Annotated in this window: 21 protein-coding genes, 2 tRNA genes and 1 rRNA gene; 12 read left to right on the forward strand and 12 right to left on the reverse strand. The window is 64.6% G+C overall.

All coding sequences use genetic code 11. The annotated features are described in order from the left end of the window. Window positions 1-5: 5 nt before the first annotated feature. The 3 genes from AB7849_RS03985 to AB7849_RS03995 form a co-directional block, all read right to left on the reverse strand. Window positions 6-81 (reverse strand) — tRNA-Ala (locus AB7849_RS03985). Window positions 82-86: 5 nt separating this feature from the next. Beyond that, window positions 87-163, reverse strand: a tRNA-Ile gene (locus AB7849_RS03990). A gap of 99 nt (window positions 164-262) precedes the next feature. After that, a 16S ribosomal RNA gene (locus AB7849_RS03995) occupies window positions 263-1,807 on the reverse strand. Between the two features lie 541 nt (window positions 1,808-2,348). On the opposite strand from AB7849_RS03995, the gene AB7849_RS04000 reads away from it, so the two are divergent. After that, entirely contained in the window at window positions 2,349-2,810 is a 462-nt protein-coding gene (locus AB7849_RS04000; protein ID WP_008210506.1) for a DUF192 domain-containing protein, read from the forward strand. 226 nt (window positions 2,811-3,036) lie between these two features. Here AB7849_RS04000 and AB7849_RS04005 read toward each other — a convergent pair whose 3' ends face one another. Then, entirely contained in the window at window positions 3,037-3,231 is a 195-nt protein-coding gene (locus AB7849_RS04005; protein WP_037099400.1) for a rubredoxin, read from the reverse strand. Window positions 3,232-3,317: 86 nt separating this feature from the next. Between AB7849_RS04005 and thiE the strand changes: the two genes are divergently transcribed. Beyond that, window positions 3,318-3,950, forward strand: a complete 633-nt coding sequence (thiE, locus tag AB7849_RS04010) for a thiamine phosphate synthase (RefSeq protein WP_369500623.1) — start codon at window positions 3,318-3,320, stop codon at window positions 3,948-3,950. Beyond that, window positions 3,947-5,230 carry a glutamate-1-semialdehyde 2,1-aminomutase gene (gene hemL, locus AB7849_RS04015; RefSeq protein WP_008210508.1) on the forward strand — a complete coding sequence of 428 codons (1,284 nt, stop codon included), beginning with the start codon at window positions 3,947-3,949 and terminating at the stop codon, window positions 5,228-5,230. The genes thiE and hemL overlap by 4 nt, the downstream gene beginning before the upstream one ends. Before the next feature lie 45 nt (window positions 5,231-5,275). Here the strand turns inward: hemL and AB7849_RS04020 are convergent, their stop codons facing one another. Next, the gene (locus AB7849_RS04020; RefSeq protein WP_008210509.1) at window positions 5,276-5,695 is read right to left on the reverse strand and encodes a VOC family protein; all 420 of its coding nucleotides are present in this window, start codon (window positions 5,693-5,695) and stop codon (window positions 5,276-5,278) included. A gap of 159 nt (window positions 5,696-5,854) precedes the next feature. Then, window positions 5,855-7,090, reverse strand: coding sequence for an acetylornithine/succinylornithine family transaminase (locus AB7849_RS04025; RefSeq protein ID WP_369500625.1), 1,236 nt, complete (start codon window positions 7,088-7,090; stop codon window positions 5,855-5,857). A gap of 342 nt (window positions 7,091-7,432) precedes the next feature. Between AB7849_RS04025 and AB7849_RS04030 the strand changes: the two genes are divergently transcribed. The 6 genes from AB7849_RS04030 to AB7849_RS04055 all read left to right on the forward strand — a co-directional run bounded on the left by AB7849_RS04030 (window position 7,433) and on the right by AB7849_RS04055 (window position 12,609). Then, window positions 7,433-7,981, forward strand: coding sequence for a hypothetical protein (locus AB7849_RS04030; RefSeq protein ID WP_008210510.1), 549 nt, complete (start codon window positions 7,433-7,435; stop codon window positions 7,979-7,981). 11 nt (window positions 7,982-7,992) lie between these two features. Continuing rightward, window positions 7,993-8,649 (forward strand): hypothetical protein, encoded by a 657-nt coding sequence (locus tag AB7849_RS04035; protein ID WP_008210511.1) that lies wholly within the window; start codon window positions 7,993-7,995, stop codon window positions 8,647-8,649. A 38-nt stretch (window positions 8,650-8,687) separates the two neighbouring features. Further along, window positions 8,688-9,587: a hypothetical protein gene (locus AB7849_RS04040; protein ID WP_008210514.1), complete on the forward strand. Its 900-nt coding sequence runs from the start codon at window positions 8,688-8,690 to the stop codon at window positions 9,585-9,587. A 124-nt stretch (window positions 9,588-9,711) separates the two neighbouring features. Further along, a complete protein-coding gene (locus tag AB7849_RS04045; RefSeq protein WP_008210516.1) occupies window positions 9,712-10,413 on the forward strand; it encodes a C39 family peptidase in 702 nt (233 codons plus the stop codon). A gap of 11 nt (window positions 10,414-10,424) precedes the next feature. Continuing rightward, entirely contained in the window at window positions 10,425-11,189 is a 765-nt protein-coding gene (locus AB7849_RS04050) for a hypothetical protein (protein ID WP_369500626.1), read from the forward strand. A gap of 97 nt (window positions 11,190-11,286) precedes the next feature. After that, window positions 11,287-12,609 (forward strand): hypothetical protein, encoded by a 1,323-nt coding sequence (locus AB7849_RS04055; protein WP_037099420.1) that lies wholly within the window; start codon window positions 11,287-11,289, stop codon window positions 12,607-12,609. A gap of 196 nt (window positions 12,610-12,805) precedes the next feature. On the opposite strand, the gene AB7849_RS04060 is transcribed toward AB7849_RS04055, so the two are convergent. From AB7849_RS04060 to AB7849_RS04070, 3 genes are all read right to left on the reverse strand, one after another. Beyond that, window positions 12,806-14,134 carry a sigma-54 dependent transcriptional regulator gene (locus AB7849_RS04060; RefSeq protein WP_008210068.1) on the reverse strand — a complete coding sequence of 443 codons (1,329 nt, stop codon included), beginning with the start codon at window positions 14,132-14,134 and terminating at the stop codon, window positions 12,806-12,808. Between the two features lie 204 nt (window positions 14,135-14,338). Next, window positions 14,339-15,157, reverse strand: a complete 819-nt coding sequence (locus tag AB7849_RS04065) for an SDR family oxidoreductase (protein ID WP_008210071.1) — start codon at window positions 15,155-15,157, stop codon at window positions 14,339-14,341. 87 nt (window positions 15,158-15,244) lie between these two features. Continuing rightward, entirely contained in the window at window positions 15,245-15,847 is a 603-nt protein-coding gene (locus AB7849_RS04070) for an LON peptidase substrate-binding domain-containing protein (RefSeq protein ID WP_008210072.1), read from the reverse strand. 159 nt (window positions 15,848-16,006) lie between these two features. On the opposite strand from AB7849_RS04070, the gene AB7849_RS04075 reads away from it, so the two are divergent. Together AB7849_RS04075 and AB7849_RS04080 are read left to right on the forward strand one after the other, a co-directional pair. Beyond that, entirely contained in the window at window positions 16,007-16,942 is a 936-nt protein-coding gene (locus tag AB7849_RS04075; protein ID WP_008210075.1) for an ABC transporter ATP-binding protein, read from the forward strand. Then, on the forward strand, window positions 16,939-18,354 hold the full coding sequence (locus tag AB7849_RS04080) for a hypothetical protein (protein WP_008210077.1): 1,416 nt from the start codon (window positions 16,939-16,941) through the stop codon (window positions 18,352-18,354). The genes AB7849_RS04075 and AB7849_RS04080 overlap by 4 nt, the downstream gene beginning before the upstream one ends. 34 nt (window positions 18,355-18,388) lie before the next feature. On the opposite strand, the gene mpl is transcribed toward AB7849_RS04080, so the two are convergent. Together mpl and AB7849_RS04090 are read right to left on the reverse strand one after the other, a co-directional pair. Beyond that, the gene (mpl, locus tag AB7849_RS04085) at window positions 18,389-19,819 is read right to left on the reverse strand and encodes a UDP-N-acetylmuramate:L-alanyl-gamma-D-glutamyl-meso-diaminopimelate ligase (protein WP_008210079.1); all 1,431 of its coding nucleotides are present in this window, start codon (window positions 19,817-19,819) and stop codon (window positions 18,389-18,391) included. A 210-nt stretch (window positions 19,820-20,029) separates the two neighbouring features. Next, window positions 20,030-20,614 (reverse strand): adenylate kinase, encoded by a 585-nt coding sequence (locus tag AB7849_RS04090; RefSeq protein WP_037099148.1) that lies wholly within the window; start codon window positions 20,612-20,614, stop codon window positions 20,030-20,032. Window positions 20,615-20,782: 168 nt separating this feature from the next. On the opposite strand from AB7849_RS04090, the gene AB7849_RS04095 reads away from it, so the two are divergent. Then, window positions 20,783-22,051 carry a 6-phosphofructokinase gene (locus AB7849_RS04095; protein WP_008210083.1) on the forward strand — a complete coding sequence of 423 codons (1,269 nt, stop codon included), beginning with the start codon at window positions 20,783-20,785 and terminating at the stop codon, window positions 22,049-22,051. Window positions 22,052-22,187: 136 nt separating this feature from the next. On the opposite strand, the gene AB7849_RS04100 is transcribed toward AB7849_RS04095, so the two are convergent. Next, the gene (locus AB7849_RS04100; RefSeq protein WP_369500627.1) at window positions 22,188-23,834 is read right to left on the reverse strand and encodes a MutS-related protein; all 1,647 of its coding nucleotides are present in this window, start codon (window positions 23,832-23,834) and stop codon (window positions 22,188-22,190) included. Window positions 23,835-24,005: the final 171 nt, after the last annotated feature.

The raw sequence follows: 24,005 nt of genomic DNA on the forward strand, positions 1-24,005 counted from the left end.
TAAGCTGGTGGAGCCAGTCGGGATCGAACCGACGACCCCCTGCTTGCAAAGCAGGTGCTCTCCCAGCTGAGCTATGGCCCCAATGGTGGTGGGTCTGGGAGGACTCGAACCACCGGCCTCACCCTTATCAGGGGTGCGCTCTAACCACCTGAGCTACAGACCCATAAAGCTTATGGACCCGAAGGCCCTTCATGCCTTATGGCATGCGGATGTGCAGGTGTCTTGTGTGGACGTCTTGCAGCAACGAAGGCTGCCTATCTCGAAAGGAGGTGATCCAGCCGCACCTTCCGATACGGCTACCTTGTTACGACTTCACCCCAGTCATGAACCACTCCGTGGTCGTCGTCCCCCTTGCGGTTAGACTAACGGCTTCTGGAGCAACTCACTCCCATGGTGTGACGGGCGGTGTGTACAAGGCCCGGGAACGTATTCACCGCGGCATAGCTGATCCGCGATTACTAGCGATTCCGACTTCACGAAGTCGAGTTGCAGACTTCGATCCGGACTGGGATCGGCTTTCTGGGATTGGCTCCACCTCGCGGTATCGCAACCCTCTGTACCGACCATTGTAGTACGTGTGTAGCCCTGGCCGTAAGGGCCATGATGACTTGACGTCATCCCCACCTTCCTCCGGTTTGTCACCGGCAGTCTCCTTAGAGTTCCCACCATTACGTGCTGGCAACTAAGGACAAGGGTTGCGCTCGTTGCGGGACTTAACCCAACATCTCACGACACGAGCTGACGACAGCCATGCAGCACCTGTGTTCCGATTCCCGAAGGCACTCCTGCATCTCTGCTGGATTCCGGACATGTCAAGGCCAGGTAAGGTTCTTCGCGTTGCATCGAATTAAACCACATACTCCACCGCTTGTGCGGGCCCCCGTCAATTCCTTTGAGTTTCAGTCTTGCGACCGTACTCCCCAGGCGGCGAACTTAACGCGTTAGCTTCGACACTGATCTCCGAGTTGAGACCAACATCCAGTTCGCATCGTTTAGGGCGTGGACTACCAGGGTATCTAATCCTGTTTGCTCCCCACGCTTTCGTGCTTCAGCGTCAGTGTTGTCCCAGATGGCCGCCTTCGCCACTGATGTTCCTCCCGATCTCTACGCATTTCACCGCTACACCGGGAATTCCACCATCCTCTGACACACTCTAGCTAGCCAGTATCCATTGCCATTCCCAGGTTGAGCCCGGGGATTTCACAACAGACTTAACTAACCGCCTACGCACCCTTTACGCCCAGTAATTCCGATTAACGCTTGCACCCTTCGTATTACCGCGGCTGCTGGCACGAAGTTAGCCGGTGCTTATTCCTCAGGTACCGTCAGCCCCACCGGTTATTAACCGATAGTATTTCGCTCCTGATAAAAGTGCTTTACAACCCGAAGGCCTTCTTCACACACGCGGCATTGCTGGATCAGGCTTGCGCCCATTGTCCAATATTCCCCACTGCTGCCTCCCGTAGGAGTCTGGGCCGTGTCTCAGTCCCAGTGTGGCTGATCATCCTCTCAGACCAGCTATCGATCGTCGCCTTGGTAGGCCATTACCCTACCAACTAGCTAATCGAACATCGGTCCATCCAACCGCGCGAGGCCCGAAGGTCCCCCGCTTTCTCCCGTAGGACGTATGCGGTATTAGCGTAAGTTTCCCTACGTTATCCCCCACGTCTGGGTAGGTCCCGATGCATTACTCACCCGTCCGCCACTCGCCACCCACAGAGCAAGCTCTGCTGTGCTGCCGTTCGACTTGCATGTGTTAGGCATGCCGCCAGCGTTCAATCTGAGCCAGGATCAAACTCTTCACTTAAGTTTTCGACCATCCGAAGATGATCTGTCTTTCTGAAGGGTTGTCCCAACGTAAAACGTCATTGCTGACTTTGCGTTGGACCCTTGCATTTTTTGGACAGTCTCTCCGTCCACTGCAAGGCGTCCACACAAGTCACCTGCGCACACTGTCAAAGATCAATCACTTGCAACTCTTTCTTCAAGTTGCCCCGAGACGTTTCGTCCCGGGTGAGCCGCCCATTCTACATCGATCTTTCGGTCCGTCAACACCTGCAATCAATCTTTTTTCTTGCCGGGTTGCCGTGCTGAAGATCTCCAGCGGCGGGGGGCGAATACTAGGCACCACCCCGCTTTTTGGCAAGCACTTTCGTGAAGTTTTTTTCTTCTTCCACGCAAGTCATTGAGCATGCTCGCTTCGTCTCTTCCGCAACAACCGTGTCGCTCGCTCCCGGTGATCAGGACGCCGTGAGACGCACCGGCATGACGCGGGCTGGAAGAGTCGCGGTCTTGCCGCGAGGGCCCGGCGCTACACTCGAGCGATCATCAGCTGTCGGACACCCATCATGTCGAAGCGACCGATGCTTTCCCTGCTACTTGCGATGGCGGCATGCGCCTGCGCACAAGCGAAGCAGCCAGATGCGCCCACGGCATCTGCCACCCTGCACGACACCCGCATCACGGTGGAGTTGGCCACGAATGCGGCCAGCCGCGAGCATGGTCTGATGGGGCGCACCGGGCTTGCACCGGACCACGGCATGCTGTTCGTGTTTCCCGACACGCAGCCGCGCTGGTTCTGGATGAAGAACACGCTGATCCCGCTCGACATCCTCTATTTCGACGGCCACCGCAAGCTGGTGTCGATGCAGCTGGATGTGCCGCCGTGCAAGGCTGACCCGTGCGCCACCTATCCCAGTGACATGCCGGCTCGTTATGTACTGGAGCTGGCTGCAGGCGAAGCCAGGCACATCGGTGCGCGGGTGGGCGACGTGCTGGCGATCGACGCCGACCTCGGCGCGGTGCGCTGAACCGGCGCGACGGCCGGGAGTGGCTTCTGCGCGTCAGCCAGCTCGATATGAAAGGGGATCAGCGCCGACAGATCCAGCTTGTCCAGCGCGTCCCAGTCGTCCTCGAAGGGAATGAACTGCTGCATGATGCCTCCTCGTGCCGTTTGCGGGACTCGGTAGCATCAAAGCAAACGGCCCGGCCACCACGCTGATGGAATCGGGCCGTTTGCGGGCATGCCGGGGGCATTCAGTCGATTTCGACCATCTCGAAATCTTCCTTGGTCGCGCCACAATCCGGGCACGTCCAGGTGTCGGGCACGTCTTCCCAGCGCGTACCTGGTGCAATGTCTTCCTCGGGCACGCCCAGCGCCTCGTCATAGATGTAGCCGCAAACCACGCACATCCATTTGCGCAGGGTGGTATCGGTGGTGCTCGGACTCATTAGCAGTGTCGCTTGATCGGTGTGAATGCGCCATTCTCGCAACTCATCCCTTTCGGCGAAAGCCTCCACACCCCATCTTCCGCAGCATGACCCCATTTGCCACTCGCGGCTTGTATGCCATCACCGACGGTCCGCGTGACGACTTGCTCGATGTCGTCACGCAAGCGCTTGCCGGCGGCGCACGCCTGCTGCAATACCGCGACAAGACCACGGACCATGCCCGGCGCCACGCCGAAGCAGGCGCTCTGCAGCGGCTTTGCCGTAGCTGCGGCGCGGTGTTGATCGTGAACGACGATGTCGCGCTGGCCCAGGCCATTCACGCCGATGGCGTGCATCTGGGCAGGGAAGACGGCGAGCTGGCTGCTGCCCGCGCTGCACTGGGCAGCCAGGCCATCATCGGCGTCTCCTGCTATGACTCCATCGATCGTGCCCGCGCAGCGGTTGCCGCTGGCGCCGACTACATCGCGTTCGGTGCGTTCTTTCCGTCCCCGACCAAGCCCCATGCCCCACGCGCCACGCCCGAGCTGCTGCGACAGAGCGCCACGTTTGGCGTGCCGCGGGTGGCGATCGGCGGAATCACGCCGGACAATGCCCCCTCGCTGGTTAGCGCCGGCGCGGATTTCCTGGCCGTGATTTCGGCGGTCTTCCGTGCGCCCGATGTCCGCGCCGCCGCGCAACGCTTTGCCCATTTCTACCCATCCGATCGAGACCCCCGATGAGCACCAACCACGAACTCTTCCAGCGCGCCCTGCCCCTGATGCCCGGCGGCGTGAACTCGCCGGTGCGCGCGTTCAAGTCGGTCGGCGGCGAACCATTCTTCACCGCACGCGCCGACGGCGCCTATCTGTGGGACGTGGAAGGCACGCGCTACATCGATTACGTGGGTTCATGGGGACCGATGATCGCCGGCCACAACCACCCGGCCGTGCGCGAAGCGGTGGAGCGGGCGATCAGGAACGGCCTGTCGTTCGGCACGCCGTGCGCGGCCGAGGTGACGATGGCCGAAACCATCACCCGACTGGTGCCGTCGATGGAAATGGTGCGCATGGTGAACTCGGGCACCGAGGCCACCATGTCGGCGATCCGGCTTGCCCGCGGTGCCACCGGCCGCGCGCGGATCGTGAAGTTCGAGGGCTGCTACCACGGCCACGGCGACAGCTTCCTGGTGAAAGCCGGCTCCGGTGCGCTCACCTTCGGCGTACCCACCTCGCCAGGCGTGCCCAAGGCGAATGCCGACCTCACCCTCACCCTGCCCTACAACGATCTGGATGCCGCGAAGGCGCTGTTCGCCGAACACGGCCAAGACATTGCCGGCCTGATCATCGAGCCGGTTGCCGGCAACATGAACTGCATTCCGCCGAAGGACGGTTACCTGCAAGGCCTGCGCACCCTGTGCACGCAATACGGCGCCTTGCTGATCTTCGACGAGGTGATGACCGGCTTCCGCGTGGCATTGGGCGGGGCGCAGGCGCTGTACGGCGTCACGCCCGACCTCACCACCTTCGGCAAGATCATCGGCGGCGGCATGCCGGTGGGTGCTTACGGTGGTCGGCGCGACCTGATGGAACAGATCGCCCCGGCCGGCCCCATCTACCAGGCCGGCACGCTCAGCGGCAATCCGGTGGCGATGGCCGCGGGACTGGCGATGCTGGAGCTGATCCAGGCGCCGGGTTTCCACGACACGCTGGCCGCGCGTACGCGACTGCTTGCCGACGGCTTCCAGTCGGTCGCCGACGGCGAGGGCGTGCCGTTCAGCACCAACCGCGTCGGTGGCATGTTCGGCCTGTTCTTCAGCGCGCAGAAAGTGGAAAGCTTTGCGCAGACGACCGCCTGCGACACGGCACTGTTCAACCGCTTCTTCCATGGCATGCTGAAGCGCGGCGTGTATCTGGCACCCAGCGCCTTCGAGGCCGGCTTCATGTCCAGCGCCCACTCCGATCAGGACATCGCCGATACCTTGCAGGCCGCACGCGAAGCGCTGCGCGAGGCGAAAGGCTGATACGCGGCGAGCGTCACCCGGCATGGGTAGCGCTCGCCGCAACGCTTACCAGTTGCCGGTATTCGGCATCGAGACCCACGGTTCCTGCGGCGGCAGATGGCCGTCCTGCAGCAGTTCGACCGAGACCAGGTCGGGCGAGCGCACGAAAGCCATGTGGCCGTCACGCGGCGGCCGGTGGATGGTGTAGCCCATCGACTGCAGGCGCGCGCAGGTGGCGTAGATGTCTTCCACCCGAAACGCCAGGTGGCCGAAGTTGCGTGCGCTGCCGTAATCCTCGGTCGAACCCCAGTTCCAGGTCAGTTCGACTTCCGCTTCGGGACTTTCATCCGCGGCAAGGAAGATCAGCGTGAACTTGCCTTCGGGCACCTCCTTGCGGCGCACTTCGCGCAGGCCCAGGCCCTCGCAATAGAAACGCAACGAGGCGTCGAGATCGCGCACGCGCACCATGCTGTGCAGATATTTCATGGGGATTCACCGGTGACTTCGATGGGGGCTGCCATGATACCAACCCCGCCGAACATCAACCCTGCAAGCGCTGACGCGACACCCCGGCCAGCGTGTCGCCATCGGCGATCAGCCGACGGGCTCCCGCTGCAATCTCGCCGAGCAGGCAGCCCGCCGCGCTTACGCCGCGACGAAAGCGGTCAATGCCGCACGCAGGCGCTTGAGGCCTTCGGCGATTTCCTCGTCACCGATCGTCAGCGGCGGCACGAAACGCAGCACGTCCGGGCCAGCCTGCAGCAGCAGCAGGCCGTGGGCGGCGGCGTGATCGAGAATCTCGCCGGCCCTGCCCTTGTACGCCGCGGCCAACACGGCACCGATCATCAGGCCGCGCCCGCGCACCTCGTCGAACAGGTGCAGATCGTGGTTGATCCGGGCAAGTCCCTCGCGCAAGTCGTTCGCCTGCCGCTCCACGTTCATCAGCACTTCGGATGACGCCAGCTTGCGCAGCGCCACCCGCGCCACCGCTGCGGCCATCGGGTTGCCACCAAAAGTGGTGCCGTGCGCGCCGTACTGCATCACCTCGGCCACCTTCGGACCGGCCAGCATCGCGCCGATCGGGAAACCGCAACCCAGCGCCTTGGCCAGGGTCACGATATCCGGCTTCACATGATCGTGGCTGTGCGCGAACAGCGCGCCGGTGCGACCCATGCCGCACTGAATCTCGTCCAGCACCAGCAAGGCCTCATGCGCATCGCACAATTCGCGCACGCGCTTGAGGAAACCGGGTGCCGTCGGCACCACGCCGCCTTCGCCCTGCACCGGCTCCAGCATTACCGCGGCGACATCGCCTGCGGCAAAGGCCGCTTCCAGCGCCTCGGCGTCATTGAATGCGAGATAGCGGAAACCTTCGGGTAGTGGCTCGTAGCCAGCCTGATACTTGGGTTGCGCGGTAGCTGTGACGGTGGCCAGCGTGCGTCCGTGGAACGAGCCCTTGAAGGTGACGATGACCCGCCGCTCCGGCGGCCGCCCCTGCGCTGCGGCCCACTTGCGCACCAGCTTGATCGCCGCCTCGTTCGCCTCGCCACCGGAATTGCACAGGAACACGCGCTCGGCGAAATCCGACGCCTTCACCAGCTCCTCGGCCAGGCGCAGCGGCGGCTCGGTGTAGAACACGTTGCTCGCGTGCCACAGCTTGCCCGCCTGGGCGGTCAACGCTTCCAGCAGGTCCGGGTCCTGGTGGCCCAGTGCATTCACCGCGATGCCGGCGCCGAAGTCGATGTAGTCGCGGCCGTCGGTATCCCACACGCGCGCACCCTTGCCATGGTCGAGCACCAGCTCGCGCGGCTTGTACACCGGCAGCCAGTAGCGCTTGCCGAGGGCGGTGAGGGATGACACGGACGAATCCTGCGAATGCATGGTGTGCTCCGGGCATCACCGCAACGGCCATGCCATGGGAAAACGTGAATCAGCGAGTGTTGCGCATCCTAGCCAGCCCCCCGTCGAAACACCAGATTCCACCGCAACACCTGTTGCATGGCACACCGGGTGTATCAGCACCGTTACACCCCCGGGCAGCCCGCGCAACCACAAGGCTCCAACCGCCATGTCGGCAAGCTTCGTCGCCGCGGATGTAACACCGCGCAACGCGCCACGCCCGGGACAACAACGCAACAACGGCCCGCAAACCCTTGTCCTGCCCCATTTGCTCTCGTTGGCACGTCGATTGCTGAGTCAGGTCCAGGGATTGAGGAACGCTCCATGGAATTTCGCACTCGCCATCAGTTGAACATCGGTACGGGCCGTTTCCCCGGGCGGTTGATCGCACTGGCCATCGCCCTGCTGCCTTCCGCCATGGCATTTGCCGGCGACGATCTCGGCGCACGTGCCGGCGTGAAGGCCAAGCCTGGCGAGATTGTGCTGTTGCGCGACGTGGCGACGCGCCCGGCCTATCGGCAACCGCTGTCGCCAGGTATGGCCCTTATCGTCAATCCGTCCCCACGCCAGCAGATCGACAACTCGCTCGGACTCGGCCAGGGCGAACTCTCCGACGCGGATGTCGCCAACCTCGGCGCCACGCCGCGACAAGGCAACACGGCGATCGGTCGCGTGCTTGATCGGGCACTTGGCACGAACCTCGGCCATTCGGCCAGTGGCAATAGCGGCATGGTGGCCCGCAACGGCGTGAGCAATGTGGTCGACGGTTCGACCGGGTCGATCGGCCCCGCCACCCGGGGCATCGGCGAGCAAGTCACCAGCGCACTGTCGCAATTGCCGCTGTCGACCGCCGCAGCCGGCATCGGGCATTGAGGTTGCGGACGATGCACGCGCACCGCACCTTCGCAATGCTCGCACTGCTGTTGCTGCTGACCTGCAGCGTGGCTTACGCCGGCGACGACGGCAAAGCCGATGGCGCCAGCTATGCGTCGATGCTCGGCTATCTCGACAACAGCCGCATCGGCGGACAAGCCTTCCAGGGCGTGAGCGGGGCCACGGCCATCAACCTGTCGGCCGGCACGCTCAACCAGCAATCCAATCTGCGTGCGTTCGCCGTGGGCGCCACGGCACAGACGATGATCCGGGTGCGACAGTTGCAACGTGGCGACGTGACCGCCGCACCACTGGATGCCAGCGCACGCATCGGCGATCACGCGTTCGAAAACGGGCGCGGCATCGTTTCCATCAATCAAGCCAGCGGCAACGGCAACGCCGAATTCAACGCCGTCAGCACCGCGCTGGCATCACCGGGCATACGCGAGGCGACGGACAGTTCCCTGTCCGCATCCGTCTCTGCGTCGGCAGGGGGGCAGCCCCCCGCCAATCCAGGCAGCACGTCGCCGAAAGGGTCGCGCAGCGTCGCGGTCGAATCGTCCGCCATGCATGGATTTCGGGGTTTGCTGCAACTCAACCAGATCGCGGGATCGGGCAACGCCACCAGCAACAGCTTGTTGCTCTCGGCCACGTCCGCCCCGCGTTGAGCGCAGTCGCTAGTCAAAACATGAACTGAGGAAACACCATGAACGCAAACATGAAACGGACCCTGATGGCTCTGGCAGTTACCGCCCTGTTCGGCACCTCTGCGGTGTATGCGCACAACGACGACCACGGCAAGGGCAATTCGCACAGCAACAGCGTGACGATCAGCAAGCATGTCTCGCTGGGCTCGGACGTGAGCATCAGTGGCGATCCCAAGCTGAGCGGTGCATTGAACATCAACGCAGCGGCCGTGGCGATCGAGGAAGGCTCGCAATCCAGCGTCGGCAACGCGGTGCTGAACCAGGATGCCACCAGCAACACCAGCACGATCAATGGCAAGGTGGGCAGCAAGAGTTCCGGCAACATCGGCGCGAACGTCGCATCCGGCGACAACAACGCCCAGGCCAACTCCGCCGCGATTGCCGCGGCCGGTGCGGGGGCAGGTACCAGCACGCTCTCGACCCAGAACTGCACCAGCCACGACTGCAACAACGGTGGCGATCCGTCCGCCAACTCCGGCGGCATGGCCGATGCCGAAGCGTTTGCCGACCAGGCGGCCGCCTTCGACATGAGCGGCAACGCGGGCACCACCAACAGCTCGCATGTCGGCGGCAACGCCTTCAAGGGAGCCTCGGGCAACATCGGCGTCAACGTGGCATCCGGCGATGACAACCAGCAGTTGAACGGCCTTGCGGCATCGACCACGCAGAACAATGTGTACGCCACGGCTACCGCATCGACCGACCAGCATTCGCTCGGCAATTTCACTGCCAACGAAGCCGGTGGCCTGAACTACTGCGATGAGCAGAGCACCACGAACACGGCCAGCCTGTCAGGCAGTGCCTTCGCCAATGCCAGCGGCAACATCGGCGTGAACGTGGCGGCCGGCACCGGCAACATGCAGGCCAACACCCTGTCGATGGCCGTCGCGGGCCAATAAGGATCAACGCCGCCGAACGCGGCAACGAGGGCGGTATCCCGGCACTCCTTTGCCGGGGCACCTGTGGAGTCCCCGGCCCGGCCCCTGCGGGCCGGGGGTCTTCCCTTGCACCAGGACGTCCGTGATGCGACACCTCGAACCACTCCTTGCCCTGCTGGGCCTTGGCCTTGCCTGCAGTGCCGGTGTACGTGCCGGAAACGTGCGCTTCGATGGCGTGCTGCCCAACGGCGCCCCGTATATCAGCCATGTCGAGAGCATGCAGGAATCGCGCTATCGCTACATGGTGCGCCAGCACACCGACTACAGCTGTGGCGCCGCGGCACTCGCCACCATCCTGCGCTATGCCTACGACCTCAACGTGGATGAGACCACGGTGATCCAAGGCATGATGGGCGTGGCCAACCCCGCGATCGTCAGGCAACGCGGCTTTTCGATGCTCGACATCAAGCATTACGTGGAAGCGCTTGGCATGCGCGGCCACGGTTATCGCGTCGACGAGGCGCGTTTGCGTACGCTGCGCATCCCGGCACTTGTGCTGATGAACGTCAACGGCTTCACCCATTTCGTGGTGCTGAAGCAGGTGCGCGACGGAAGCGCGGAACTGGCCGACCCCATGCTCGGCAATCGCAGCGTGCCGCTCGCCGATTTCATCAAGAGCTGGCCATCCCGCGTCGTGTTCGTGGTGATCGGCAGCGATTTCGACCGTAACACCGTGTTGTTGCGTCCACTGGACAAGCCCAGTGCGCGCGCCTTGTTCGCGCGCCAGGGACCGGTCACCAATGCCGAACTGCTCGACTTCGGCTTCACCCAAGCCGATCTTTTCTGAGGACGCACGCCATGAACGGCAAGCATTTTCTTGTGACGATGATCGGCGTAGGCTTGCTCCACTGGGGTGCCCCGGCGTTTGCCGCCGATACCCACGCCCACCGCAGTTTGCAGGAAGTCTCCGACACCGACCTCGGCGCCATGCGCGGCCGCTACACCATCGGCAACAATGCGGTGGCGTGGTTCGGCGTAAGCATGATCTCCACCTGGCGCAGCAGCACCGGCCAGCTACTGCAGGGCACGCTCACGCTGGGCATGGATTTCAGGCATGACCAACCGCAAGTCAGTTTCACCCCCACGGTAAGCATCACGGCCGCCCAAGCACTACCCGCGGGCTCGCCCAACGACCCGAACCGCAGCGCAAGCAACCAAGGCCTGGCCAATATCGGGGGGATGGTGCAAAGCGTGCAGGTAGCCGGCGACGGCAACCTTGCCAGCAACCTGACCAGCCTGGTCATCCGCGACGGCGGCACGCCGCCAGGCGGCAGTTCCGGCGGCGGCATCCCGCTCGGCACGAGCGCCGATGGCGCCACCGTCAGTGCCGGCTACGCCAACGGCGTGGCACAGGTGCTGCTCGACATTCCCGGCCAAGGCAGCCTGCGGCAATGGATACAGCCCGGCAGCCTCGGCCAGAGCGTGCAGCTCACCTCCGACAACCAGTGGGTGAGCAACACCATGCAGATCGAACTGATCCGCCAGACGACAGCCGGCAACCTCCAGCTCATGCAAGGCGTGACGCAAGCCCTCGGACTCACCCGAGGCATCGGCAACCGCTGAGGATCGCACCGCCCGGCGATTCCTCCGCAACAGGGGAACCATCATCATGCAAAGAAAACTCCTGGTCACCACGGTGACCTGCAGCTTGTCCATCGGCATGCCCGCTTGCGCCCTGGCCCAGCAGACCCTGGCCGCGCAGGCCGCACCGTCGGCGCAAGACCGGAACGACGTCCAGGCACTCAATCGCGAACTGCAAACGCTGAAGGCAAGCTACGCGCAGCAGGTACGCCAACTGCGCGAGCTGGACATGCAGGTGCAGGCACTGCAGGCACGAATCGCCGGCAAAACCGCCACCACCCCGATACCCGCCGTGGCGTCCGCTTCCGGATCGACCACACCCAACCCGTCGCCGCCGCAAAACACCATCAAGCCACAAGCCAACGCAACCGCCGCGGAAAACGGACAGGCCGGTAGCCACGCCGCCGAGCAACAGGCCAGGCAAAGTCCATCCACGCGCAGCCTGCAGGATGCCCTGCAGCAGAACACCTCGGTCTTCACGCGCAAGCTGACGATCGAAAACGGCCTCACCTACGCCTGGTACGACCGCAAGCAACTCACGCTCAACGGCTTCCTGGCGCTGGATGCCATCTTCCTCGGCAATATCGCGCTGCAAGACGTGAAGTCCGATCTGCTGACCTACGACCTGACCACGCGCTACGGCGTCAGCCAGCGCATGACGCTGAGTCTGGATGTGCCCTACCTCGCGCGCCGAACCGCCTATTTCCAGGGAGGTGCCGGTGGTTCGGCCGCGGCCACCCAGGAGGAAGCCACCGATGGCAAGGGCATCGGCGACGTCAGCTTCAGCGCCAACTACGAGCTGTTCACCGAGACGGCGCATCGCCCGGGTACGGTATTGACGTTCGGTGTCGTGGCGCCCACCGGGCGCGCGCCCTACGGCATCGACTGGAGTACCCCCGGCGGCCCGGGCAGCGACAATGCCACCCATGGAAAATTCGCCGTGCCGGTACGGCAGCCGACCGGCAACGGACTGTGGCAGGCCACGTTCGGCGTCTCGGTGGTCAAGACGATGGATCCGGCCATCGTGTTCGCCAACCTGGCCTACACGCATGCGTTCCCGCGCAGCTTCGCGGACATCGACACCGACCCGCAGACCACCACCCCCGGCAGCGTGAAACTGGGCGACGCCTACACGTATGGCGCGGGCGTGGCGTTCGCCTTCAACGAACGCACCAGTCTCAGCCTTTCTTTCAGCGACAAGCTCAGCGCCAAGGCCTCGTTGCGCGCGCCGAAGGGTCGCTGGGCCAAGGTGACCGGCAGTGACGCCAATGCCGCTGCGTTCAACATGGGGGTGACGTACGCACTCAGTCGCCATACGACACTGGTCACCATGCTAGGCATCGGCCTGACACCGGATGCGCCCAACTTCACCCTGACCTTCAAGATTCCCTACACCTTGTGAGACATGGCCAAGCCATCATCCGGCATGGCCGACCAGGAGCATGGGCGGTAGAAACTTTCGAGGCGAAAAAGTGGCTGTGTGAGGACAGATTTTCGACGATTCGCCGGCCCATAGTGGTTCTATGGGCCAAGAAGCGACGGACATATGGACCACGCAGCCACTTTTGCAGCCCGGAAGATTTCTGCCGCCCACGCTCCTAGCGCATTTCCGCCAGCGCCAGGCGATGCTTCTTGCACAAGCGGTACACGGTGACGCGCGACACCTTCAACCGTCGCGCGCACTCGCTGATGTTGAAACGGCTGGCGCGCAGGCACGCCACCACCGTCTCGCGCTCCACCTCCACCCGGGCCCGGTCAAGCCCGGCAAGCGGTGACGGATCGGTGGCGGACAGATCGAGATCGGCCACACTGATCAGTGCGTCCTCGGCCAGCACGGCGGCGCGTTGCACGCGATTGAGCAACTCGCGCACATTGCCGGGCCACGCGAACCCGCGCATCGCCTGCAAGGCCGAGCGGCTGAAGCCGCGCGCCAGGCAACGATGCTGTGCCCGGAAACCTTCGAGGAACTGCTGTGCCAGCAACTCCATGTCATCCTCGCGTTCGCGCAAGGCGGGCATGCGCAGGCGCAGCACGTTCAACCGGTAATACAGGTCTTCGCGAAAGCGGCCCTGCGCTACCGCCTTTTCCAGATCCACATGGGTCGCCGCCAGCACCCGTACGTCGGGCCGGATCGGCTGGGTGGAACCGACCCGCTCCAGCGTCCCTTCCTGCAACAGGCGCAGCAGGCTGGTTTGCGCCTCCGCCGGCAGGTCGCCGACTTCATCGAGAAACACCGTGCCACCCGCCGCCGCCTCGAAGCGCCCGGCATGCCGCGCATTCGCGCCGGTGAATGAACCGCGCTCGTGGCCGAACAACTCGGACTGCACCAGGTTCAGCGGCAGGGCGCCGCAGTTGATCGCCGCAAACGGTCGCTCGCGGCGCGACGACTGCTGATGCAGCGCGCAGGCGGCCAATTCCTTGCCGGTCCCGGTTTCGCCGGTAATCAACACCGGCAGGTCCACCGGCGCGTACTTGAGGATGCTGGCCATCACCAGCTGGATGGCCTGGCTGTGCCCGGTGAGGCCGGCCACGCAGGGCATCATGACGGCCCAGCGACCTTCGCGAATCGCCTGCAACGTCGTCGACAACTGCTTCATCTCGAACGGCGCGGTGAAGGATGCCGTACAGGCCGAAAGCACCGGTTGCACCAGCGGGTCCTGCACCTGATCGGCGTCCGTCATCAGCAACAGCCACGGCAGCCAGGGATGGTCGGCAACCAGGTTGCGCAAGGCCGGCAACACTTCGGCATCGCATCGTCGCAGATCGGCGATCGCTACCACGATGTCGCCGTGGCGCATGCCGATGCCGTTGCCGTCCTGCGCGTCGGTAACCCGCACGCGCCAACCCGCCTGCGCCACGCCATCGACCTCTCCCGCCGACGGCTGCCCGAACCACACCACGCAATGTTGGGGTGTCTTGCTGGCCATGCTTGCCCCCTGTCCCTGTTTCCGCGATCCATCCGGCGAGACCGCCGGACGGCTGCGAATCCCGGCATAACTCCCACCCCGCACAGGGTGGTTTGCCTTTGACGATGCATTCCAAACATGTCAAAAGTGTGATGTACATCACACTTTATACACCCGCATTCCCTCCGTATGCCAGCGCCTCACGCAAGGGGGCAACAGCCGGAATCAGTCCAGGAACAGGTCCGGCAACAGGTGGGAACCCGCCTGCACGGCGTAATGCCCGAAGTCGGTGACGCCGGCCTCGCGCAGCACTTCGTCGTCGATGGCGAAATGGCCGGTGTAATCGCGAGCGGGGCGGGTCAGGATGGCGTGCGCGGCATCGGCCACGATGTCGGGGGTTCGGCAATGCTCGGGCTTTACCCCGTCGATCATCCCGATCGCCGCGGTGGCGATCACCGTACGCGGCCACAACGCATTCACCGCGATGCCCAACCGCGCGAACTCGGCGCTCATGCCCAGCACGCACAGGCTCATGCCGTACTTGGCAATGGTGTAGGCGGTGTGTGGCGCAAACCATTTCGGGTCGAGGTTCGGCGGCGGCGAAAGCATCAGCACATGCGGATTGGCCGCTTTTTTCAGGTACGGCAAGCAAGCCTGGGTGACCAGGAAGGTGCCGCGGGTGTTGACCTGGTGCATCAGGTCGAAGCGCTTCATCGGCGTGTCTTCGGTACCGGCCAGCCAGATCGCGCTGGCATTGTTCACCACGATGTCGATGCCACCGAAATGCTCCGCCGCCTGGGCCGCTGCGGCATGCACCTGCTCCTCATCCCGGATATCCGTCTTCAGCGCCAGCGCCTTGCCGCCCGCGGCCTCGACCTCGGCCGCCGCCGTGTGGATGGTGCCTGGCAATTTCGGATTGGGCACGCCGCTCTTGGCGGCAATCGCCACGTTGGCGCCATCACGCGCCGCGCGTAGCGCAATGGCCAGGCCGATGCCACGCGAGGCACCGGTGATGAACAGGGTTTTGCCAGCCAGGGTTTGCATGCCAGGTTCCGTCGCCGAGGATGAACGCCCAGTCTACGCGGGACGATGGCCACCGCCACGCGCGCAGCCCGAAGCGATCGGTGGCGCTCAGGCTTTCTGGAAACGCGGCAGGATATCGCGCAGTTCGGCCAGGCGATGCAAGGGGTCGACCAGCTCCAGCATCCGCTGCTGTTCGTCCCCCGCCAACGGCAGCAGCTCGGCCAGGCGAAAACCCAGCCAGCTGGCGTCTTCGTAGGCCTCGCGCGGCGCATCCTTCCATTGCGGCGCCATCGTCTCGATCAGCCGCTCAAGAATCGTTTGCAACAATGCAAACTCCACCGGCACCGACTGCGCCAGTTCCTCCGGCAGCCATTCCACGTCGCCGCGCAACTGGCCGTCGGCGCGCACCCGCGTACGACTGACGCGAAAGCGCCGGCTGCCTTCGGCGGAAATGCCGAGCAGGCCGTCCGCGCCATGGTGGAAATCGGTAATCCGCGCCAACGTGCCCACCGCAGCCGGAACCGCCGGCGCGCCCACCTCGTGGCCTTCCAGGATCAGGCACACGCCAAAGCCGCAATCGTTGCGCGTGCATTCGCGCACCAGGTCCAGGTAGCGCGGTTCGAAGATGCGCAGCTGCAACTGGCCGCCCGGATACAGCACGCTGGACAGCGGGAACAGGGGCAGTTCGACGAGGTTGGAAGGGCCAGCCATCGGCCAAGTGTATCCGTCGACGACATGCCCCGTCCCGGCAGCGTTCACGCTTCCGACTCGGGCCGGAGGCTGCCCGCCGGGCATGCAGCACGCGCAAGACTGGACGCCGACCGGGCGCCGGCGTCACATTGGCGACTTCCAGCCAAAGGGAATTCGGAGATGCCCGTGCTTGACCAGGAATCGACACTCGCCACCGATCTCGCTCGACCGCCATCGACCGATACCGCGCCGGTGGTTCGCGTGCGTGCGCTGCGCAAATCCTTCAAGAAACGCGAGGTGCTGTGCGGCATCGACTGGGACGTGCCGGCCGGTCGCGTGATCGGCCTGCTCGGCCGCAATGGCGCCGGCAAGACCACCCTGCTGCGCTGTCTGCTCGGTCTGTCACCGATCGATGGCGGCAACGTGGAACTGTTCGGCGAACCGATGACCGAGCCGGGTGGCGAACGCATGCACCGCATCGGTTTCGTGCCGCAGACTTTCGACCTGTTCCCGTGGATGAAAGTGCGCGCCTACCTCGACTTCACCGCGGCGTTCTACGCGAACTGGAACCACGCGCTGACCGACCGCCTGCTCGCCGACTGGCAACTCGACCCGAAGCAGAAGATCGGCGAGCTGTCGCAGGGCCAGCGGCAGAAGCTGGCGATCGTGCGTGCGATCGCGCCGGAGCCCGACTTGCTGGTGCTGGACGAACCGGTGGCCAGCCTCGACCCGCAGGCGCGCCGCGCCTTCATGGGCGAGCTGCTGGAACTGATGCGCCAACCGGGCAAGACGGTGATCTTCTCCACCCACATCACCGCCGACCTGGAACGCGCCGAGGCCGACATCACCTTGCTGCGCGACGGCGCGATCCAGTTCACCCGCCCGCTGGCCGAACTGCGCCAGCGGATGCGCCGCGTGGTACTCAGCCGTCCGGGCGGCTGGACCGAAGCGCCGGTAGTCGCCGGCCTGCTCAAGGCCACGGTGAAAGGCAGCGAAGCACAATTGCTGGTGGAAGATCCGAGTGTGGAAAGCCTGCACGCGCTGGCCGAACGCGAAGGCGCCGAGCTGCGCATCGAAACGCCCACGCTGGAAGACCTGTTCGTGGAGCTGGCATGAAGGCGGTCTGGCAACTGTGGCTGCAGCCGTGCCGGCAGACCACGCTGATCGCGGTGCTGGTTCAGCTGATGTGGTTGGGTGGCGCGGTGGCGCTGGGCTTGATGCCGGCCATGGGCAATGCCGCCGCTTCGGGCGCCGCGATACTGTTCGGCGGTGGCACGTGGCTGTGGTTCATGATGATCGGACAGTGCCTGCGCGGTCTGTGCCGACCGGAAAGCTTCCTGCTGCCGGATTTCCGCCGCCACTTGGCCTGGGGCGGCGCGCTGGAACTGGCGCAATGGGTGCTGCTGCCGACCCTGGCTGCGGCTGTGCTCGGCGCACCACACGTGTGGCTGGCCGGTACGCTGATCCTGTTGCTGGCGGCGATCGGACTGGCCTCCGGCACCGAGCGTTACATCAACCTGATGATCTGGGGCGTCTTCGTGCTGGCCGGCTGGAAGCCCGGGCTGGCGTCGCAAATCGCGCGCGCGGCCGCTGCATCGCCATTGACGATACCGCTGCTGTTGCTCGTGGCGGTGCTGCTCGTACGGCTGACGCTGCGATCGATGCTGCGTATCGAGGATCGCGAGGCAGATGTTTCGCCGCTGTCGAACACCCAGCTCGGACGCTCGCGCATGCGCCCCGTGGACGGCAGACCGGCGCGCCGCGGCAAACTGACCAAGGTCATCACTGCCTGGTTCGACGGCACCTCGCAACGCGCGATGGAATCCGCACTGGCCCGCTATCGGCAGCGGCCATCGTGGCGATTGCGCGCAGTGTTGGTGCGCCGCCTGCTGCTGCCACACGACAATCCGCAGGCAATCGCGCTGCGCCTGTTGCTGGTGGCGGTGATCGTGTCGTTCTACGTCATTGCGGTGATGCATCGCCAGCGCTTCAACGCCGAGATCGTCGGCGCCTACGCCATCCTGCTGTGCCTGTCACGCTTCCCCCAACTGGGCCGCGGCATGCGCCGGATGCAACCGAACCTGGCCGACCTCTACCTGACCCTGGCCCCGCAAACCCGCGCGGATTACCAGAAGACGCTGATCGACGCGCTGCTGATCCTGGTGCCGATCAGCGTGCTCAGCGCGCTGGCGTACACCGCGCTGGGGGTGGTGCTGGTGCACGCCACCGAGCCGGCACGCATGCTGGTCGACGCCGCCATCGTGGCGGCACCGGCCAGCCTGGTCGCGCTGGCGGTACATCTGATCGGCCCGGAAGGCACGTTGGGCCGTTCGTTGGTCGACATCGTGGTGACACTCGGCGCGATGGCCGTGTACTGGGGTGGCTACTGGCTGCTTGGCGCGCTCGGCTTCGCCCTCGGCGGTCTCGTGCTGGTGATCGTCACGATGAGTTTCGGCTTGACCGTATGGGTTGCCGCGCAACGCGAATACCAGCGCCGGCCGCCATGCTTCGACGCGCCGCTGACTTGATGCTTTTCTCCCTCTCCTCTAAGGGGAGAGGGAGTCAGGCGCCGAGCAGTTCGACAAACCGCCGTGGCGCACCCTCAAAACCGCCGTTGGACATGAACACCACGTGGTCGCCGGACTTTGCTTCACTACGCAGCGCTGCGAGCAACGCGTCGACGCTCGGCTCGGTGCGGCCACGCCCCGCCAGCGCATCGGTGACGCGATGCGCGTCCCACGGCAGTTCCGGGCGATGCAGGAACACCACGGTATCGGCGTCGGCCAGTGACGGCGCCAGTGCGTCGGCATGCGCGCCCAGTCGCATCGAATTGGAGCGCGGCTCCAGCGCCACCAGGATGCGCGCCTCGCCCACGCTGGCGCGCAAGCCGGCCAGGGTGGTGGCGATGGCCGTGGGGTGATGCGCGAAATCGTCGTACACGCGCACGCCGTGCACCTCACCCACCAGTTCCATGCGCCGCTTCACGCTGGCGAAGTCGGTGAAGGCCGGCAATAGTGCGCGCGGATCGGCACCGGCGGCCGTCGCCGCGGCCAGTGCGGCCAGGGCATTCATCACGCTGTGATGGCCGAGCAGCGACCAGTGCACTTCGCCGACCAGCTTGCCACCACGACTGACCTTGAAGGCCGAACCATCGGCTTCGATCAGCTCGGCCTGCCAGTCGCCGCGACCGATACCGAAGGTTTCCACCGGCGTCCAGCAGCCCATCGCCAGCACTTCGGCGAGGCGCTCGTCGTGCGCGTTGACGATCAGCCGGCCATTGCCCGGCACCGTGCGCACCAGGTGATGGAACTGGCGCTGGATCGCCGCCACGTCGGGGAAGATGTCCGCGTGGTCGTATTCGAGGTTGTTGAGGATCGCGATGCGCGGACGGTAGTGCACGAACTTGCTGCGCTTGTCGAAGAAGGCGGTGTCGTACTCGTCCGCCTCGATCACGAATGGGTCAAAACCGGGGTCAGAGTCAGTTTTCTGCACGATCCGGTTCTCACTGGGGAATTCGGAAAACTGACTCTGACCCCGGTTTTTCCCCAGCCGCGCGGACACGCTGAAGTTGCCGGGCACTCCACCAATCAGGAAACCCGGCGCCATGCCGGCGCTCTCCAACAGATGCGCCAGCAAGCTGCTGGTGGTGGTCTTGCCGTGGGTGCCGGCCACCGCCAGCACTTCGCGCCCGGCCAGCACGGTCTCGCCCAGCCACTGCGGACCGGAGATGTAGCGCAGCTGCGCGTCAAGCATGTATTCCACGGCAGGGTTGCCGCGCGTCATCGCGTTGCCCACCACCACCAGGTCCGGCGCCGGCTTGAGGTGTTCGGCGGCGTAGCCGTCCATCAGGCGAATGCCCAGCCCTTCGAGCTGCGTGCTCATCGGCGGATAGACATTGGCGTCGGAACCTTCGACGGTGAGTCCAAGCTCGCGCGCCAGTGCGGCGACGCCGCCCATGAAGGTGCCGCAAATGCCAAGGATGTGCAGACGCATGACAGTGAGTTCCTTCGTACCGCTTCTTTGCTCTTCCCGTTCCCGCCGGGAGGGGCGGAGGCGAAAATGCGGGACTCTCGCGGGCTTTCAAAAAAAAGCGGAAAGAAGGCTTGGAAACGAGGTAGCCCCCGCTTCGCCCGATCCTCGCCTCGCAGCTCTGCAGTCGGCGCCATTCATGGCGCCTCCTCGCGGGGAGAGGAGAAAGCAGCCTCAGCCGTTGGCCGCGGCAGATTCGCCTTCCAGCGCGCGGCGCACCCGCGCGGTGACGTCGGCCAGCTCGCCCACGCCATCCACCACCTGCAGCTTGCCGCGGCGGGCATAAAAATCGGCGACCGGCGCGGTCTGCTCAGCGTAGATGGCCAGGCGCTTGCGCACGGTGTCGGGGTTGTCGTCGGCGCGACCTTCGGCCTTGAAGCGGATTTCGCAGCGACCGATGATCGCCTCGTTCGGCACCTCCAGCTTGATCACCGCATCCAGCGGCTGGCCAATGCGGGTCAGCAGATGGTCGAGCGCGTCGGCCTGCGCCAGGTTGCGCGGGTAGCCGTCGAGGATAAAGCCGGTGGCGGCGTCGGGCTGGGCCAGGCGTTCTTCCAGCATGGCAAGCAGGATGTCGTCGGAAACCAGTTGGCCGGCATCCATCACCGCCTTGGCCTTGAGCCCCGTGGGCGTACCCGCAGCAACCGCTGCACGCAGCATGTCGCCGGTGGAAATATGGGGAACGCCCAGATCGCTTTTGAGGCGAGCCGCCTGGGTTCCCTTGCCTGAACCGGGTGCACCGAGTAGCACGAGTCGCATATGGCTCCGCATTGCCGGCAGCATGCCGACGATTCCATGAAAAATGGAGCCCACGGTAGCGTTTGCGGCCAGTTATAGTCAAACGATGATCGCGCCATAGCGCGCTGGCACGGCCGCTGGCGCCCATCCGCGCGATACTGTTGCGCCATCTTTCGGAGATCTGCCGCCATGCCCTCACGCCAACCCGTCCAAGGCAAATTGCTGTACGCCCAGTCCGGCGGCGTCACCGCCGTGATCAACGCCACGGCAGCCGGGGTGATCGAGGCGGCACGTGCCAGGGGAGTGAAGGCCTACGCGGCCCGCAACGGCATCCTCGGCGCGCTGCATGAGGACCTGATCGACACCTCGAAGGAATCGAAGAGCGCCATCACCGCGCTGCGCCACACTCCGGGCGGCGCGTTCGGCAGCTGCCGCTACAAGCTGAAATCGCTGGAGGACAACCGCGCCGAGTACGAGCGACTGATCGAGGTGTTCCGCGCCCACGACATCCGCTGGTTCCTCTACAACGGCGGCAACGATTCGGCCGACACCGCGCTGAAGCTTTCGCAGATCGGCAAGACGCTGGGCTACGACATCCGCTGCATCGGCGTGCCCAAGACCGTGGACAACGACCTGGCCGTCACCGATTGCTGCCCCGGCTTCGGTTCGGTGGCGAAATACACCGCCATCTCCACCCTGGAAGCCAGTCTCGACGTGGCCTCGATGGCCGAGACCTCGACCAAGGTATTCATCCTCGAAGTGATGGGCCGCCACGCCGGCTGGATCGCCGCCGCCGCGGGTCTCGCCGGCGAAGGCGCCGATGCACCGCCGCATCTCATCCTGTTCCCCGAAAACGTATTCGACGAAGCCGCGTTCCTGGCCAAGGTGAAAGCCACGGTGGAGCGCGTGGGCTGGTGCACCGTGGTGGCTTCCGAAGGCATCCGCAATGCCGAGGGCCGCTTCCTCGCCGAGGCCGGCACCCGCGACGCCTTCGGCCACAGCCAGCTCGGCGGCGTGGCCCCGGTGCTGGCCGCATTGGTGAAGGACAAGCTCGGCTACAAGTACCACTGGGCGCTGCCCGACTACCTGCAGCGCTCGGCGCGACACGCCGCCTCGCAAGTCGATGCCGAGCAGGCGTATGCCGTCGGCAAGGCGGCCGTGGACTATGCGCTGGCCGGCATGAATTCGGTGATGCCGGTGATCGTGCGTACGTCCGACGCACCGTATCGCTGGAAGATCGAACCCGCACCACTGGCGAAAGTCGCCAACCGCGAGAAGAAGATGCCGAAGGGCTTCATCAGCCGCGACGGCTTCGGCATCACGGCAGCGGCACGGCGTTATCTGGCGCCCCTGATCACCGGCGAGGCGCCGTTGCCGTACGGCAAGGACGGGCTGCCGCGTTACGTGCAACTGAAGAACGCGGGAGTGTCAACCAGGCTGCCGGCGTTCGGACGCTGACCAGAATCTCGAACCCGCGCTCTCTTGTAGGAGCGCACCCTGTGCGCGAAAGCGCTTGCTGGATGGAGCCTGTTGAAGAGCATTCGCGCACAGGGTGCGCTCCTACATAGGGCCGGCAAGGCTTCGACCATGCGAATCAGGCAGCACTCTCGCGATCGCGATCCTTCTGCCGCTCCTGATCCTGCGTCGAATAATCCATGGCTGCGGCGACGATGCGTTCGGGGAAGTCCATCCGCGCCAGCACGCGGATCGCGTTTCGTTCGCGGCTGGCGCCCGGCCTCAACCGGTAGTCGAAAAAGCCCTCGATCTCGGGGTTTTCGCGGAAGTGGCAAAGTGCGTAGTGCTGTTTGAGGACGGGCTGCAGCTCGACATCGTGCGTGGTCACCAGCACCAGCGCATGCCGGGCCAGATGTTCCAGCACGGCCCGGGCCAGCGCCACGCGCTCGCACGTGTTGGTGCCGCGAAACAATTCATCGATCACGAACACCGGATGGCCACCTTTCTCCGCCGTCGTGATGAACGCACGGATCGCCTCGACCTCGGCGAAGTAATGGCTCTTGCCGGATTCCACCGAATGCTCGCTGCGGATCGAGGTCATCACCTGGGTCAACGGCAGCGTGGCTTCGGTGGCCAGGCAGAAACCCATGGTCCGACCCAGGATGAGGTTGATCGATACCATCTTGATGAAGGTGGTCTTGCCGGCCATGTTCGAGCCGGTGATCAGCAACGACTGACCATCCAGTTCCAGTGAATTGCTGACCGGATGCGCGATCAGCGGGTGGTAGCCCTCGACCAACCGCAGCAGCGCGTGATCCGCGATCGTCGGTTGGCAATGGGTCGGGTATTGCTGGAGATACGAGGCCGTGGCGATCGCCGCGTCGAGCTCGCCGATCAGCTCGAAGGTCGACGCCAGCGCCGGGCGGATCTGCGCAAACCGTCCAATCGAAAAGGCGTATGCAATCGGCTCGGCCAGAAAGAGCAGGGTCAGCCACATCGGTATGCCCAGTTCCTCCAGCGCCTTTTTCTGCAGCAACGCCATCCAGCGCAATGCGCCAAGCGCCTGCGTTCGCTGCGGGGCTTGATCCGCCAATTGTTCCAGCGGCGACAACCCCGTGCCGCGCAAGCGGGCAAGGCCATTCCCTACCCGCAGCATGCGCACGCAGGACTTCAAGGTGGCCGTGTTGCGGAAGATGCGCCACATCGACCGATACGCAATGACGGCATTGACGGCCAGCATCGCCAGCCAGGTCCAGATCGGCCATGCCCAGACGATCGTTGCGGCCAGCACGGCGATGGAGGCCAGGCCCCACAGCGCCAGCAGCCAGCGGTGTTTCGGTGGCGCCGGTTCCGGCCCGAAGACAAAGTCGGCGATATTGGCGTGGGTTTCCTCCTTCAACGCCATCAGCTGCTGCTGGATCTGTTCGCGCAAGGCCTGCTCCGAACGCAGTCGATCGCACAGCGCATAACGCCGGGCGGACTCGTCGGCCGTCCCCGCGTATGTGCGCAACTGCTTGAACAGCACCTGGCTGCCGATGGGCGTCAGCGTGGTATCGAAGCGGGCGAAGATCCGCGGAAACTCCAGGTCGCCCCAGGTGCGGTCGTCGACATGCACTGCATCCGGCGCATCACGCACCCGGTCGAAGTACCAGCTGGCAAGAAAGCTTCGCTCCCCGGCACCCGGCTGCCCCCAGTTCGCACGCAGCTCGCGTTGCAACTTCCGGCCCGGCAGGAGGCGATCGATGAGCTCGTCACGGCATTGCATGCCCAGTACCAGCAGACTCATGGCGTGAACTGCCGTGGCGCCACGCTGTTGATATGCGGCTTCATTCGATTCCCCCTCCATGTCAGCGTGAATGGCGGCGGCCATCGACACACGCGAAACTCGATGATGGGGTCACTCTGGCGGAATCCCACCTCCCTCGCGAAAACCCCATGCAATCAAGAACCTGCAGGC

Source organism: Rhodanobacter sp. FW021-MT20, assembly GCF_041107475.1.
Classification (GTDB): Bacteria; Pseudomonadota; Gammaproteobacteria; order Xanthomonadales; family Rhodanobacteraceae; genus Rhodanobacter_A; species Rhodanobacter_A glycinis.

Excerpts from the sequence above, each read along its gene's own strand:
- AB7849_RS04090 (WP_037099148.1), bottom strand. The coding sequence starts at position 20,614 with ATGCGACTCGTGCTACTCGGTGCACCCGGTTCAGGCAAGGGAACCCAG.
- AB7849_RS04095 (WP_008210083.1), top strand. The coding sequence starts at position 20,783 with ATGCCCTCACGCCAACCCGTCCAAGGCAAATTGCTGTACGCCCAGTCC.
- AB7849_RS04060 (WP_008210068.1), bottom strand. The coding sequence starts at position 14,134 with ATGGCCAGCAAGACACCCCAACATTGCGTGGTGTGGTTCGGGCAGCCG.
- AB7849_RS04070 (WP_008210072.1), bottom strand. The coding sequence starts at position 15,847 with ATGGCTGGCCCTTCCAACCTCGTCGAACTGCCCCTGTTCCCGCTGTCC.
- thiE (WP_369500623.1), top strand. The coding sequence starts at position 3,318 with ATGACCCCATTTGCCACTCGCGGCTTGTATGCCATCACCGACGGTCCG.
- AB7849_RS04035 (WP_008210511.1), top strand. The coding sequence starts at position 7,993 with ATGCACGCGCACCGCACCTTCGCAATGCTCGCACTGCTGTTGCTGCTG.
- AB7849_RS04025 (WP_369500625.1), bottom strand. The coding sequence starts at position 7,090 with ATGCATTCGCAGGATTCGTCCGTGTCATCCCTCACCGCCCTCGGCAAG.
- AB7849_RS04075 (WP_008210075.1), top strand. The coding sequence starts at position 16,007 with ATGCCCGTGCTTGACCAGGAATCGACACTCGCCACCGATCTCGCTCGA.
- AB7849_RS04005 (WP_037099400.1), bottom strand. The coding sequence starts at position 3,231 with ATGAGTCCGAGCACCACCGATACCACCCTGCGCAAATGGATGTGCGTG.
- AB7849_RS04050 (WP_369500626.1), top strand. The coding sequence starts at position 10,425 with ATGAACGGCAAGCATTTTCTTGTGACGATGATCGGCGTAGGCTTGCTC.
- AB7849_RS04020 (WP_008210509.1), bottom strand. The coding sequence starts at position 5,695 with ATGAAATATCTGCACAGCATGGTGCGCGTGCGCGATCTCGACGCCTCG.
- AB7849_RS04045 (WP_008210516.1), top strand. The coding sequence starts at position 9,712 with ATGCGACACCTCGAACCACTCCTTGCCCTGCTGGGCCTTGGCCTTGCC.
- AB7849_RS04065 (WP_008210071.1), bottom strand. The coding sequence starts at position 15,157 with ATGCAAACCCTGGCTGGCAAAACCCTGTTCATCACCGGTGCCTCGCGT.
- AB7849_RS04040 (WP_008210514.1), top strand. The coding sequence starts at position 8,688 with ATGAACGCAAACATGAAACGGACCCTGATGGCTCTGGCAGTTACCGCC.
- AB7849_RS04030 (WP_008210510.1), top strand. The coding sequence starts at position 7,433 with ATGGAATTTCGCACTCGCCATCAGTTGAACATCGGTACGGGCCGTTTC.
- AB7849_RS04055 (WP_037099420.1), top strand. The coding sequence starts at position 11,287 with ATGCCCGCTTGCGCCCTGGCCCAGCAGACCCTGGCCGCGCAGGCCGCA.
- AB7849_RS04000 (WP_008210506.1), top strand. The coding sequence starts at position 2,349 with ATGTCGAAGCGACCGATGCTTTCCCTGCTACTTGCGATGGCGGCATGC.
- hemL (WP_008210508.1), top strand. The coding sequence starts at position 3,947 with ATGAGCACCAACCACGAACTCTTCCAGCGCGCCCTGCCCCTGATGCCC.
- mpl (WP_008210079.1), bottom strand. The coding sequence starts at position 19,819 with ATGCGTCTGCACATCCTTGGCATTTGCGGCACCTTCATGGGCGGCGTC.
- AB7849_RS04100 (WP_369500627.1), bottom strand. The coding sequence starts at position 23,834 with ATGAGTCTGCTGGTACTGGGCATGCAATGCCGTGACGAGCTCATCGAT.
- AB7849_RS04080 (WP_008210077.1), top strand. The coding sequence starts at position 16,939 with ATGAAGGCGGTCTGGCAACTGTGGCTGCAGCCGTGCCGGCAGACCACG.